We start from the raw sequence: 13,870 nt of genomic DNA on the forward strand, positions 1-13,870 counted from the left end.
ATGAAAAAAATATTACTAGCCGCAGCAACGGCAACAATCTTAAGCTCTTGCGGCACTCAAAAAGAAGCAGCACAATCTACAGAAGAAGCAACTACGGTTGCCGTAGTCGAGATGGAGACTGAGATGGGTGAGGAAATAGAGGAAGAAACCGAAATCGAGCCTGTAATTTCTACAGTTATTGATGGACATCTAAGAGGACTACATAATAAGGATGCGTTTATGGAGGCACCTTATTCCACTTGGTTTGTACCAGAATATGAAAGCTACACACCTGACGCAACAGTAGTCAATGATCTCAAGACAGCCATGAACGGCGTTGAAGTGCGGGCTTTTATGGGTACGTGGTGTGGTGACAGTAAGAGAGAAACACCTAAGTTCTTTAAGCTCATGGATCAAGTAGGTTTTGATGCTGATAACATCAATCTGATTGCGGTAGATCGCAGTAAGCAAGAGCCAGTTGCGCTAGTAGATGGATTTGATGTCAAACGCGTGCCTACCTTTATCTTTTACCGCGATGGTGAGGAGTTGGGTCGATTTGTGGAATATCCACGTGAGACGCTAGAGAAAGATATTTTTAAAATTGTGAGCGGCGCAGACTACAAACACTCTTATGAGGATTAATTACTTGATAGGCGATTGATTACTAATGAGAAATCTGACAGCGTTACAAAATTGCCACCACCTGTAGTTCCACTACCGTTATTATATGCTACTTTTATTTTGGCACCGTTCTGCTTAAAAGTTGCTAGTTGAAACAATAATATAGTTTCGCTAATCCTATTCAATCGAGCACCGCGTAATAGACGTATGGTTTTTTGAAATATGATAATGGGATTATTTGGATCATTACTAATATCAATAGCTAGAATTAAATAGGCGTTATTTTGCTGCGGTATCGCGTTAAATTGTAAACGCAACATAATAGAGTCACCAGTTTCTATAGCCTTAATTTTGCTAGTGGTACTATCAAAAAAATCTTGACCAGTGAGACCAGTTGGTGCATTAATGTCAATAATATTATCAGCAGCATCATCTTCAAAATTAATTGGTATATCCGCAAAATTGGATGGATCTGTAGCAGCAAGATCACTTATTGCACCTACCGTTCCTGCTAGGTTGGCATCTGTTAGCGATACCCAACCTGTTCTTTTAACACCGCCATTTTTGCTGGGCAACCATGATGTACCTGTCCAGTAATAAAATCCTGGCGCAACATTCAATCCAACGCCGGCTACAGTTGTCGTGGCCGTATTAAAAACCATGAGTCCCGTATGGTCAGTAGTTAAGCTTGGTATAGTAGTGATATCATCAAGACCTGTGAGAGCAACACGATTAATCAGTACTCCTGAATCATTACCATCGATCTGTAATGAGGTGCCATCCATGGGCAAGGCGGTATTGATACCAACCTGCGCTGGCAGCAAATTACAGGTTGCTAGTAAAATCAATAACTTAGTGCAGATTATATAATTTCTCATTTATTCAGGATCTAGAGGGTAAGGATTATTAAATCTAGCTTATTTTACACAATAGTTAATTAAAACAAGGTGTTCGCAGCGCGTGTAATCGACGAAATACATATAATTATCTCAAATGGACAAAATCAACATTAGCAATAAGTTCAAAATGTTTGAAGAAACTTGGACTCCAAAGATCATCACAGAGCTCAACGGCCAACAGGTGAAGCTTGCTAAGCTCAAAGGAGAGTTTGTGTGGCACAACCATGAACATGAGGACGAGTTGTTTTATGTGGTTAAGGGTGAGTTGATATTACGCTTTCGCGAAAGCGGTACAAATGAACAGACTGAGGTTATACTGAAACCTGGCGAGATGATCGTCGTGCCAGCTGGCGTAGATCACAAACCTATCGCGCATGAGGAATGTCACGTCATGCTTATAGAACCTGCAGGTATCAAACACACAGGCGATGTGCAGCATGAGCTTACTAAAGATAAGCTGGACTGGATATAGTTTTATGTTTTGGATAATGGCTAATTAGTTAATCCTATTTTTGCATTTTCTATACAAGCAAATGATAGTTACTAAAACCAAAGAAGAATTAGAAATCATGCGCCGTGCCGCGCTTATGGTAAGTAAGACCCTAGGAATGATCGCAGCAGAGATCAAACCTGGAGTTACTACACTACGACTGGACGAGCTAGCAGAAACGTATATAAGAGACAACGGTGCGATTCCAGGATTTAAAGGGTTGTATGACTGTCCTAGCACACTGCTTATCAGTCCTAATGAAGAGGTGGTTCACGGTATTCCCAAGGATGTACCTATCAAGGAAGGCGATATATTATCAGTAGACTGCGGTGCTATTGTCGATGGATTTTATGGTGATCATGCCTACACCTTTGCCGTTGGTGAGATTCCTAAGGAGACTCAACTACTTCTAGAGCGCACAAAAAATAGCTTATACATAGGTATCGATAAATTTAGACTAGGAAACCGTGTGGGCGATGTAGGTCATGCGATACAGGAATATTGTGAAGGATTTGGTTACGGCGTGGTACGTGAGCTGGTAGGTCATGGCATTGGAGCCGTTATGCATGAGGATCCACAAATGCCTAATTATGGCAAGCGTGGTCGCGGCAAGAAATTTATAGAAGGAATGACCGTCGCTATAGAACCTATGATCAATATGGGTACTAAAAGTATCCAGCATTATCCAGATGGATGGACGATCAAAACCAAAGACAAAAAGCCGAGTGCCCATTTTGAACACGATGTAGCTCTAGTAGATGGTGAACCTAGATTACTGAGCACATTTGATTACATCTATGAAGTGTTAGGAATAACATCTAACGAAGAAGATCCTTATCGCTGGAAAGAGTAAAGCGTCCAATTCAAGACAAAAAATAATCCCAACAAGCCAGCGACCTGTTGGGATTTTCACTTTAAAGCTATTAATTATTACAAATCTCCTCTAAAGATCAAGTCGATACCAAAAAACAATGAGCTGTCAAACTCGCTGTTCAATCTGTTTCTATCATCTCCATTTACCTGGAATGTGAGTACTTGAACACCTATCGTGTCACCCGTATTGTACAAACCATAATCTGTAGTATCAAATCCTACCTTACCTCGTACGATCAGTGTGTTGTCTAGGAAACCATAAGCACCAAATAGTCCAAAACGAATAGACTCTTCTTGCACATATTGATCTGCATTATCCTGAGTCAGGTTATACGCCTTTACCGATGTCAATATGTTAGCACCAACGCTCAATTTATCAGTCAACGAGTAGTTGATATCAGTACGTATAGGTAATGTCGCATTGATGTAGAACTTATCATTGTCACTCTTATACCACAATCCAACTAATGGCGTCAAGGTAGTACCAAACTCCTCTGAAGATACGTAGGTACCAAATTTCAAACTATAGCTGCTAGAATAACGCTTCTCTAACAGGGCTAGACCACCTATCTGAAAATCACGATCACCTAGATTCTCAGCAAAGTCAGAGGCAAATTTAGGCAGCACTACATACGTACCACTCCATCGATTGCCATGTTCTTGCTTTATACCAAAGTTGAGTCGTGTCATGATCAAATTTGTGCGGTCATCATCATTAAACTGCAATCCCAATCGTGTGTTCTCATAGGTGAAACCTCCTATAATGGTGGTAGTACCTGATACTGGAAACGGGAAATAGGCCTCGATGTTGGTATTGCTTACATCAGTCTCATCCTCATTTGCCTCATCAATGTTGCCTAGTGTGGCCTTATTATAGGAATACTTGAGGATATCCAGATAATCTTGACCCTGTGCCACGCTTATCGCGAGAAAGAATACAAAAACAGTAATTACATTTTTCATAAAGTTGGTTTTAAAACGGCAACAAACTACGGCAATAATTCATTATTCAATAATTGTTTTTATTCTTTTTTATCAATACCACACTCAAACATTAGTGAAGCAATGATATTCAAAAAGTTGATTGACGTCTATCAACCTATGTTTTCTCTTATTAGATTCTATCAATATCAAGCTAGTCCTTGTATTTTTGACATTGCTCGACAAGAGTAGCTTATCATATCACCACGTGAAAAAAATCTTCAAGTTTTTCCTTAATAAGATTCCGCGGCCGTTGCTCATTAAGGCCAGCTATGCGGTACGACCGGCCATAGCTTTGTATTATCGCGGTGATTGTTATGAGGATCCTATTGATGGCAGGACTTTTCGCAGTTTTCTTCCTTACGGATATGTCAACGTGCGAGAAAATGTCCTGTCGCCATCTACCTTGTCATTAGAACGTCATCGATTATTATGGCTATACCTGCAAAGAGAACTCAAAATCTTTGACAAGAAAATAGATCTACTTCACTTTGCACCAGAGCAGTGTTTTTATGACCGCTTTCGCGAAAGCGCAAACATCAACTATCTCACAACTGACCTAAATTCACCACTGGCCGATGTTCATGCAGATATCTGTAACCTGCCTTTTGAGGGCGATAGTTATGATTTGATTTTGTGTAATCACGTTCTTGAACATATTCCTGATGACGAGACTGCGATGCGTGAAATCTACAGAGTGCTTAAACCTGGTGGCACAGCAATATTGCAAATACCGCTAGACATGAGCCGCGAGGTCACTTATGAAGATGATAGCATCACAGACCGTGATGAGCGCGAACGTATATTTGGTCAGTACGATCACGTGCGCGTGTATGGCATGGATTACTTTGAGCGCCTGGACTCAATTGGTTTTAAAGTAGATGCGGTTGATTATACAAAAACACTAACCGCAGATCAAATCGATCGTTATAGGCTGGCACCAGGCGAGCTTATTCCTGTGGTCCGCAAACCTATAACTGAGGCTTAAGATTGAATCCTGGTGTGGATTCTAATTGCAGCTCGTCGTTCTCATCCAGATACATGATCAACACGTCAATTTCTGGCAAATTGGGTAATAACTCGCGAGACTTTTCTAACGGCATCGCCATGAAAGCGGTGGCATAACCATCGGCAATCGTACAGTTTTCTGCAATCACGTTCACACCTACTACCTTGCTAGGTCGCGCCAGCCCAGTCAGCGGATTTATCGTGTGCACAAACTGCTCACCATCTTCTGTAATTCTATATTTTCTATAGTTACCGCTACCTGCCATGGCTTTATTCTCAAGGCTTACCGTACCTACAAGCCTGCGATTTTGCAAGTTTTGGGTTGGGTCGTCTATTCCCACTACCCAAGCGTCGTCGCGATTCAGACTTTTGCCTTTGGCGGTGACTTCACCACCTACTTCAATGAGGTAATTGTCCACGCCACGATCTTCTAGCAGTTGTGCCAGATAATCCACCAGCGTTCCTTTACCTATCGCATTAAATTCCAGATACATTCCAGGCTGGCTAGAAATCAAGTTCATGGAATCTTGAGCAGCACTTGCAACAAGATCTAGCTTATGAAAACCGACAAATTGCTTTAAGCTATCGACTTGCTCTTGCGTTGGGATTTTGGTTTGCTCGCCATTTGCACCAAAGCCGTAAGCATTCACCAGATTACCTACTGTTGGATCAAAGTAGCCGTCTGTTTTTCTATAAATATCCTGTGCGGTTTTAAATACCGTTTGAAAGGCTTTACCTACCATCACGCTATCCTGACCATTGTTGAACTTATTGATCTGAGAATCTGCTACCCAAGTGCTCATGGACTCATTGAACATCTTGACGATGCTGTCGATGGGTTGTTCCAGCTCCAGCTCGGTATCGTTGTAATATTTGATGGCATATGTGGTCCCTATGGCGTTACCAGCCACTACATATTCAGGAACGGTATCGCTGCCCAATTGATCACAGCCAACGAACAACAAACTAAAAATGATGAGATAACGCATGGTAATAGATTTTAAGCAAAGGTATTGTGTAGATGTTTGATAAATTAAGAAAGCGACAAGTACGGTCTAACTTTTATTTAAGCACATGGCATTGCAAGAATCACTTTCTTTAAAGAAAAAATGGATTTACAATTATCAGGTAAGACCGCTCTGGTCACTGGATCAACTAAAGGAATAGGAAAAGCCATTGCCAAACAACTACTCAAGGAAGGTGCTAAAGTCATTATTCATGGAAGCTCTCAAAAATCAGTTGATAAAGCAATGTCAGATTTAGGGAGTTTTCCTGGCGCGACCGGCATGCCGTGCGATGTAGGCAATGAAAATGAGATCAATGACTTTATCAAGGACCTACCTGAGATTGATATTCTCGTCAACAATCTTGGAATCTTTGAACAGAAAGACTTTGCAGAGATTAAGGATGATGAATGGATCAAATTTTTTGAAATCAATGTCTTGAGCGGCATCCGCTTCAGTCGCGCGTTGTTCCCTAAAATGTTAGAAAAGAACAACCATGGTCGTGTCATATTTATAAGTAGCGAGAGCGCTTTGAACATTCCAGAAGATATGATTCAATACGGCATGACCAAAACGGCTCAACTAGCCATCTCTCGTGGACTAGCAAACTTGACCAAGGGAACTACCGTTACCGTAAATTCTGTTCTACCAGGTCCAACCTATTCTGATGGGATTGAAGATTTTCTAGACAGTATGAATGGTGGCGATCATGATCGAGATGAGATTCAAAGTGAATTTTTCAATAATGCCAGACCGTCAAGCCTGCTGCAACGATTTATTGAACCTGAAGAGATCGCAAATCTAGTGGCGTTTGTAGCTAGCCCTTTGTCAATTGCAACTAATGGTGCTTCCCTGCGTGCAGAAGGTGGTATCGTAAACTCTATTTAATCTCGATCAAGCCTGCATAATTGACCACATAGTCATCCTCATGGTGTACCGGCATCTCATAATCACGATTATTGGCGATGCCTACACCAGCATAAAATGTACGCGCCTTATACTTGACGGCATGATCGCGCACAGTGGTCATCAATTTTTCATCATAAACCACAGGGTTTTCAGGATATCGCACGGCTCTCACCACCACAAAATGAAGTTTCCCCTTTTTGAGCGCCACATATTGTGGATCCTTTTTAGGTTTTGAATTTATCGCCAAAAACTCAAATCCTTGATCTTCCATTTCCTTGCCCACAATATTCATCGCCAGCTGGTGTAATTCCTGTTCACTTAGTGGTGTCATAGTACAAAGATAGCACCTGTGTGGCTCTTGTAGTGCTGATAATGGATGGGTATTACGCTTTCGCGAAAGCGTAATGCCCAAAAACCAATACCTTATATTTAAAATCTCAATTTCTATTATTCCTATGAACAGACTTCTGTCACTTTTTGTACTCCTATTAATAGTGTCCTGCGATGATCAAGTGGCAGAACCTGAGCCTGCCGTGACGACACGACCTGTAACCGAGTATGTGAATCCATTTATAGGAACTGGTGGTCATGGCCACACATATCCTGGTGCGACCTTGCCGTTTGCCATGATGCAGTTGAGTCCAGACACGCGACTTGATGGTTGGGATGGATGCAGCGGTTATCACTACAGCGACGATAAAATCTACGGATTCTCTCACACGCATTTAAGCGGTACAGGAGTTTCTGATTATGGCGATATTTTACTAATGCCTACAAACACAGCCATACTTAACAACGGTGCCGATGGTGAGCCTAGCTATCGCTCGAGTTTCTCGCATGATAAAGAAAATGCATCGCCAGGATTTTATGAAGTACATCTAGATGATACTAATATTGACGTGGCGTTGACCGTTTCTAGACGCAGCGGTATGCATCGCTACCAGTTTCCTGATTCTACAAATCAATTTGTGATCTTGGATCTAGAACATAGAGATCAATTGCTGGAACACGATGTTCAATTTAACAATGCTAGAGAGCTATCTGGTAAACGATTTTCTAAAGCTTGGGCGTCAAGGCAGATGTTATTCTTCTACATCGAGACCTCGCACGATATTAAAAACTGGGATACCATGTATGAAACTGCGCCCAGCAAACTGGCTCTTGAATTTGACAATCCCAAAAATGAACCAGTCTACATCAAGATAGGAATCAGTCCTGTGGATGCTACTGGAGCAAAACAGAATCTCCATGAAGAAATAGCTGAGAAAACGTTTGAAGAGGTTCAAGAAGAGGCAAACAAAATCTGGCGTGGCGAGCTTGAAAAAATCATTGTTGAAGACGACGATGAGGATAAACTTGCCATTTTTTATACCTCACTCTATCACAGCATGCTTGCTCCTAACATTTATCAAGATGTCGATGGCCGCTATCGCGGTATGGATCTAGAGATCCACGAGACTCAGGATTTTGATTATTATACGGTGTTTTCTTTATGGGATACCTATCGCGCCGCGCATCCACTCTACACCATCATTGACCAGAAACGTACCAACGATTTCATCAACACCTTCAACGCAAAATATGATGAAGGTGGTATCCTACCTATCTGGGATTTGAGTGGTAACTACACAGGTTGCATGATAGGTTATCACGCCGTACCTGTAATCGCAGATGCTTATTTAAAAGGCATACGCGATTATGACACAGACAAGGCGCTGGAAGCCATGCTACATTCTGCCACGCGAGATAAATTAGGGCTTAAGAGTTATAAGGAATATGGATTTATTCCAGTAGAAGAAGAAAGTGAGTCCGTTTCTAAAACACTGGAATATGCATACGACGACTGGACGATTGCGCAAATGGCTACCGCCATGGGTAGAGACTCCATTGCTGGCAATTATTATAAACGCGCGCAGAATTATAAGAACCTATACAATCCGCTTTCAGGATTTTTTCAAGGGCGTTTCCGCAATACTTGGTTTGCACCTTTTGATCCTTACGAGGTGAACTTTAATTATACTGAAGCAAATGCATGGCAATACTCGATGTACGCACCACAAGATATTGCCGGTCATATCAAACTTATGGGCGGTAAGACCAGTTATGAAAACCACCTAGATCATTTATTTGAAGGAAAAACACAAACGTCAGGTCGCGATCAAGCAGACATTACAGGATTGATCGGGCAATACGCACATGGTAATGAACCAAGCCACCACATGGCTTATTTGTATAATTATGTAGGCAAACCTCACAAAACGCAAGAGCGAGTGCATGAAATTCTCACCACTTTATATCAAAATAGTCCTGATGGTATTTCAGGCAATGAGGATTGTGGTCAAATGAGCGCTTGGTACGTGCTTAGTTCGTTAGGATTTTATCCAGTGACGCCTGGTAGTAATGACTATGTAGTAGGTACACCATTATTTAAAAAGGCGACCATACATCTTGAGAATGGCAACCAGCTCACGATAGAGCGTGAAGGTAGCGGCAAATACATTTCAGGCATGTCTATAAGCCGTGATCGTGAAACTTACGGTCGCACTAGAGCAAACAATTATTCCTATATCACCCATGATGATATCATGAAAGGTGGTCACTGGGTTTTTGAAATGCAAGAGGAGCCATCAAAATGGGGTAGCGCGGTTCAATATCGTCCGATGACATCTATTGATGAATCTCTAATAGTAACTGCACCCGTAATAAGTAATGGTGATATATCCTTTGCTAGGTCCACCACAGTTGAGCTGGATAACATCACGGATAATTCTACAATTTATTACGGTATTGATGAGGCGCCTTTTAAACTATACAAGGAAGCTTTTGAGTTGAACAAATCATCTGAGCTAAGAACTTATGCTGTGAAAAAGGGAATTTCAAGCGATACCATTACTACCTCGTTTTACAAGTATGACGATAGTCGCAAGATCAATCTAGATTATACCTATGCAAATGAGTATAGTGCTGGCGGCGATGATGCGCTCATCGATGGTATGCGTGGCTCTACTGATTTTAGATCTGGTTCCTGGCAAGGTATTAAAAACCAAGACCTGAACGCTACAATAGATTTGGGAGCGATGAAAAACGTGAATTCTGTTTCTATCAATTTCTTGAAAGATCAACGCAGCTGGATATTTTATCCCAAAGAACTGAACGTTGACATACTGGACTCAAATCGCAATCTAATCGATAGCGTGACGGTTCAACTACCAGAAACAGGTCACGAAGAAACAAGCGAGATTCATACAGAGACAGTCAATTTTACCAATGCAAAGACTAGATATATTAAAGTGGTAGCTACCAACTATGGCGCACTACCCGATTGGCATCTAGGCTATCCCATGAATGGTACGGCTTGGATATTTGTAGATGAAATAACCATTAATTAGTGGATAGAAGAAACTTCATAAAGAAAAGTTCTTACGGCGGCGTGGCATTAAGCTTAGGGTTACATCTAGCAGCATGTAGATCCATCAATGCTGTTTCGGGAAAAATTAATCCTATATCCATTTGTACATGGGGTTTTGTAGATGCCAATGCGGCGGCTGGTCGTGCCTTAGAAAATGGTAATAATGCACTTGATGCGGCTATTAAAGGTGTCAACGTTGAGGAAAAAGATCTTAAAAACACTACCGTAGGTAATGGCGCCGCTCCAGATCGAGAAGGCAATGTGACATTAGATGCCAGCGTGATGGATCATCAAGGAAATTGTGGCAGTGTAGTCTATGTGCAGGATATTCAAAATGTTGCATCGCTCGCTAGAGAAGTCATGGATCATTCACCACACGTGATGCTAGCAGGCGATGGCGCTTATCAGTTTGCCATCAATCGAGGTTTCAAAAAACAAAATCTACTCACTGACAATTCAAAAAATCAATATCGAGAATGGCTTAAAACCAGCAAATACAAACCTGTCATCAACATTGAAAACCATGATACTATAGGAGTGATTTGTAGGGATATTAACGGCAACTTATCAGGAGCATGCTCCACATCTGGGCTTGCTTACAAGATGCCTGGTCGTGTAGGCGATAGTCCGATTATTGGTGCTGGATTATATGTCGATAATGAGATTGGTGCCGCGGCAGCTACTGGATTGGGTGAGGAAATCATGAAAACCGTAGGCAGCTTCTTGATAGTAGAACTCATGCGCAACGGCAAGTCGCCGCAAGAAGCTTGTGAAGAGGCCGTCAAGCGCACCGCCAAAAGAGCAGCAAACCCTGAAGACTTTCAAGTGGCATATATCGCGATGAATAAAGCTGGTGAGACTGGCTACTACAGTTTACAACAAGGATTTGCCATGATGGAATATTCTAATGGCACAAATCGTCGCAAAGAGTCTGCTTACTATTTAAAAACATAATTTATTGATTAAAAGTGGTTAGCTTAGTCACGCTTTCGCGAAAGCGTAACAATCATCACAACTTTACTGCATAGACACCTAACTGAGATTCATGACAACCAACAAAACCAATTACACCGTACCATTTATCATCATTACCACGCTCTTCTTTTTATGGGGATTTATAACCGTGCTGGTTGATAGTCTCGTTCCTCGATTGAGAGAGGTTTTTGAATTGAGTTATTTCCAGGCAGGATTGGTTCAGTTTGCGTTTTTCCTCGCCTACTTTGTGTTTTCCATTCCAGCTGGATTGTTGCTTTCTAAAGTAGGCTACAAAAAAGGAATCGTGATAGGCCTTTCAACGATGGCATTGGGTTGCTTACTCTTCTACCCAGCATCGTCAGAACGTATTTTTAGCGTATTTCTACTCGCCTACTTCACGCTTGCGGCAGGAATCACCATACTGCAGGTAGCAGCAAATCCATATGTAGCGGTTCTGGGATCAGAACAAGGTGCTGGTAGCCGCTTGAACCTGGCGCAGGCGTTTAACTCGCTGGGAACTGCGATCGCACCTATCGCTGGTGCAGCTTTCTTACTGAGTGACAAGATCCTCAACTCCCAAGAAATAGATATGCTAACGACGGTAGATCGCGAGAATTATTACATCAGCGAGGCCGCTGCAGTGCAGACTCCGTTTTTGTTTTTTGCTGGACTGATTGCTGCATTAGCAGTAGCTTTTATATTTATCAAATTGCCACAGTTACAGGAAACTGCCAAGGGTGGTTACAGCGCACTACTCAAGAAAACATCTGTATGGATGGGCGCAGCAGGAATATTTGTTTATGTAGGTGCCGAGGTTGCGATAGGAAGTTATCTGGTCAACTATTTTATCAATCTAAATCTAGATCAAACCATTGTTGAGAATGAAACAATGAGTGGTATCGCTTCCTTCTTTTTGAACGCAGACTTGAGTGCCATTGACTCAAAAGCCATCGTTGGCGCTTTCTTATTCTTCTATTGGACGGGCGCTATGGTAGGTCGATTTATAGGTAGTGCGTTGATGCGATTTATACCATCGCACAAGGTTCTTATCAGTTTTACGGCGCTGGCAATCGCCATGATCTTTATCAGTATCTCTACAGATGGATTTGTAGCCATGTGGTCCATATTGGCAGTTGGTTTGTTCAACTCCATTATGTTTCCAACCATTTTTACCTTAACGCTTAATGGATTGGGCGAATTAAAACCACAAGCGTCTGGTGTGTTGTGTATGGCGATTGTAGGTGGTGCGATCGTGCCTATCAGTTTTGGAGCCCTAGCCGACTCGCTAGGATTTGCACTTGCATTCCTTCTGCCTATGGCATGTTATGCCTATATCATGTTCTTTGCTTTTTATAAGGGTAGGAAGATTGTGGTGGGATGATGAGGCGGCTAATTGTTTTTATAGCGCTGATCGCCTTTCTTATAAGTTGTAAAGAAACTTCAACAACTCCAGAAAATACGGTGGAAGAAACAAGTACCGTACAAAATTTTAGACCTGTTGAGCAAAACTTTCTGTACCGAGAGTTTCAATTAGATTCTCTGAATCAAAAAAGTCTTGAAAGTTTGTATGATATGAATTTATCAAATAATGTGGTGGCTGAGAATGATCCATATTTAAAACAGAACAGGAAATTCAGTTCCTCAGTGGAATTATTTTATTACCCCTATGACTCTTTACCCAGATATGAATCGATAATCTATTATTTGAAAGGAGAATACGTCAGGTCGTTTGATCTCGTTAATTATAATTATGACGGTGAAATAATTAGCCATTATGAGTTGATAGATTCATATGGAGATGGTGGTTTTTACGTTTATTCAGAATTAGAGACCAAAGACACAGATCGTTATAAGAAGACGATTTACGAAGGAAAGCTTTTAATATACGATAGTATAAATGATCAGTCTTCGTTTTATCATAACGATACAACTCAAGTAATAATTGATTTGAAGAAAAACGGTATTATCAATGCTGACACGATAGTTGCCATGAATAAGAAGTCACTATGATCTTTGATAAAAAACTAAGTTTTGTAAATAAAACTTTCTTCTCTCTTTTACTTTTTCTGTGCACGCTCACGACGCAAGCTCAAGTAGAAAAAGTTCCAGTGAGCGTTTTTTTTGTCAACTGCTATGATAATGAACTATCACTTTATTTTGATAATATAGAAATGATTTCTAAGGAAACAGGTATTGCCGAATCCATTGTCTCCGATTATGGTACATTTAAATTCTCTGCTATTCCTGGAAATTATGTTTTTAAATACAAGAACATTTTCGATCAAGTGATGGAAACTGAGGCTATCATAAGCCAGGAAATGAATACTCAGATTAAACTGTGTGTCGATCATTTGACAAGTAATAATGTCCAGACCTTAGCCTCAAAATTTGATCACGGTGACAAGTTCATTATTGATATAAACTCATCAGGTTGTTTTCATAACGAAAGAGTGACATTCAAGTTTTTCTTTTTAGCAAATGAGATTGTAGGCGAGGTATGGAACGGTGAAAAATTGAAAAAGAGAAAACACTTAGGTACTGATATTAAAGAAATCGTTGACTTCGAGAAAAAGGTGCGCTTGATATCAAGACAAGATGGTGGATGCACTACAACAGATCGTTACACAATCAAATTAAATGATCAAGAGTACAAAGCCATTGACGGCAGTTGCTCATGGAACGGAATGGACGCTCTTTATAAACAATTATTTCTCTAATCATC

14 protein-coding genes are annotated in these 13,870 nt (G+C 41.0%); 10 read left to right on the forward strand and 4 right to left on the reverse strand.

Annotated features, from left to right (window positions below):
- Positions 1–621: a thioredoxin family protein gene (locus tag EJ995_RS00390; RefSeq protein WP_126444520.1), complete on the forward strand. Its 621-nt coding sequence runs from the start codon at positions 1–3 to the stop codon at positions 619–621.
- On the opposite strand, the gene EJ995_RS00395 is transcribed toward EJ995_RS00390, so the two are convergent.
- Positions 618–1,478: a hypothetical protein gene (locus EJ995_RS00395; protein ID WP_126444522.1), complete on the reverse strand. Its 861-nt coding sequence runs from the start codon at positions 1,476–1,478 to the stop codon at positions 618–620. The two genes, EJ995_RS00390 and EJ995_RS00395, sit on opposite strands and share 4 nt — an antisense overlap.
- A 115-nt stretch (positions 1,479–1,593) precedes the next feature.
- Between EJ995_RS00395 and EJ995_RS00400 the strand changes: the two genes are divergently transcribed.
- Positions 1,594–1,971 carry a cupin domain-containing protein gene (locus EJ995_RS00400; RefSeq protein ID WP_126444524.1) on the forward strand — a complete coding sequence of 126 codons (378 nt, stop codon included), beginning with the start codon at positions 1,594–1,596 and terminating at the stop codon, positions 1,969–1,971.
- Positions 1,972–2,032: 61 nt separating this feature from the next.
- Positions 2,033–2,842 carry a type I methionyl aminopeptidase gene (gene map / locus EJ995_RS00405; RefSeq protein ID WP_126444526.1) on the forward strand — a complete coding sequence of 270 codons (810 nt, stop codon included), beginning with the start codon at positions 2,033–2,035 and terminating at the stop codon, positions 2,840–2,842.
- 77 nt (positions 2,843–2,919) lie between these two features.
- Here map and EJ995_RS00410 read toward each other — a convergent pair whose 3' ends face one another.
- Positions 2,920–3,825: a DUF6268 family outer membrane beta-barrel protein gene (locus EJ995_RS00410; RefSeq protein ID WP_126444528.1), complete on the reverse strand. Its 906-nt coding sequence runs from the start codon at positions 3,823–3,825 to the stop codon at positions 2,920–2,922.
- Between the two features lie 226 nt (positions 3,826–4,051).
- Between EJ995_RS00410 and EJ995_RS00415 the strand changes: the two genes are divergently transcribed.
- Positions 4,052–4,831: a class I SAM-dependent methyltransferase gene (locus EJ995_RS00415; protein ID WP_126444530.1), complete on the forward strand. Its 780-nt coding sequence runs from the start codon at positions 4,052–4,054 to the stop codon at positions 4,829–4,831.
- Here EJ995_RS00415 and EJ995_RS00420 read toward each other — a convergent pair.
- A complete protein-coding gene (locus EJ995_RS00420; protein ID WP_126444532.1) occupies positions 4,815–5,840 on the reverse strand; it encodes an FAD:protein FMN transferase in 1,026 nt (341 codons plus the stop codon). The genes EJ995_RS00415 and EJ995_RS00420 overlap by 17 nt on opposite strands.
- 120 nt (positions 5,841–5,960) lie before the next feature.
- Here EJ995_RS00420 and EJ995_RS00425 point away from each other — a divergent pair, with 120 nt between their 5' ends.
- Positions 5,961–6,743: an SDR family NAD(P)-dependent oxidoreductase gene (locus tag EJ995_RS00425; RefSeq protein ID WP_126444534.1), complete on the forward strand. Its 783-nt coding sequence runs from the start codon at positions 5,961–5,963 to the stop codon at positions 6,741–6,743.
- Here EJ995_RS00425 and EJ995_RS00430 read toward each other — a convergent pair.
- Entirely contained in the window at positions 6,736–7,095 is a 360-nt protein-coding gene (locus EJ995_RS00430) for a Na(+)-translocating NADH-quinone reductase subunit F (protein ID WP_126444536.1), read from the reverse strand. The genes EJ995_RS00425 and EJ995_RS00430 overlap by 8 nt on opposite strands.
- 124 nt (positions 7,096–7,219) lie before the next feature.
- On the opposite strand from EJ995_RS00430, the gene EJ995_RS00435 reads away from it, so the two are divergent.
- From EJ995_RS00435 to EJ995_RS00455, 5 genes are all read left to right on the forward strand, one after another.
- Complete coding sequence (locus EJ995_RS00435) at positions 7,220–10,153, forward strand: GH92 family glycosyl hydrolase (protein ID WP_126444538.1); 2,934 nt, start codon at positions 7,220–7,222, stop codon at positions 10,151–10,153.
- A complete protein-coding gene (locus EJ995_RS00440) occupies positions 10,153–11,127 on the forward strand; it encodes a N(4)-(beta-N-acetylglucosaminyl)-L-asparaginase (RefSeq protein WP_126444540.1) in 975 nt (324 codons plus the stop codon). The genes EJ995_RS00435 and EJ995_RS00440 overlap by 1 nt, the downstream gene beginning before the upstream one ends.
- Before the next feature lie 91 nt (positions 11,128–11,218).
- Complete coding sequence (locus tag EJ995_RS00445; protein WP_126444542.1) at positions 11,219–12,529, forward strand: sugar MFS transporter; 1,311 nt, start codon at positions 11,219–11,221, stop codon at positions 12,527–12,529.
- Positions 12,526–13,158, forward strand: a complete 633-nt coding sequence (locus tag EJ995_RS00450) for a hypothetical protein (RefSeq protein ID WP_126444544.1) — start codon at positions 12,526–12,528, stop codon at positions 13,156–13,158. The genes EJ995_RS00445 and EJ995_RS00450 overlap by 4 nt, the downstream gene beginning before the upstream one ends.
- Positions 13,155–13,865 carry a hypothetical protein gene (locus EJ995_RS00455; protein WP_126444546.1) on the forward strand — a complete coding sequence of 237 codons (711 nt, stop codon included), beginning with the start codon at positions 13,155–13,157 and terminating at the stop codon, positions 13,863–13,865. Before EJ995_RS00450 ends, EJ995_RS00455 begins: the two co-directional genes overlap by 4 nt.
- Positions 13,866–13,870 lie beyond the last annotated feature (5 nt).

It is taken from the genome of Nonlabens ponticola, from assembly GCF_003966335.1.
Lineage (GTDB): Bacteria > Bacteroidota > Bacteroidia > Flavobacteriales > Flavobacteriaceae > Nonlabens > Nonlabens ponticola.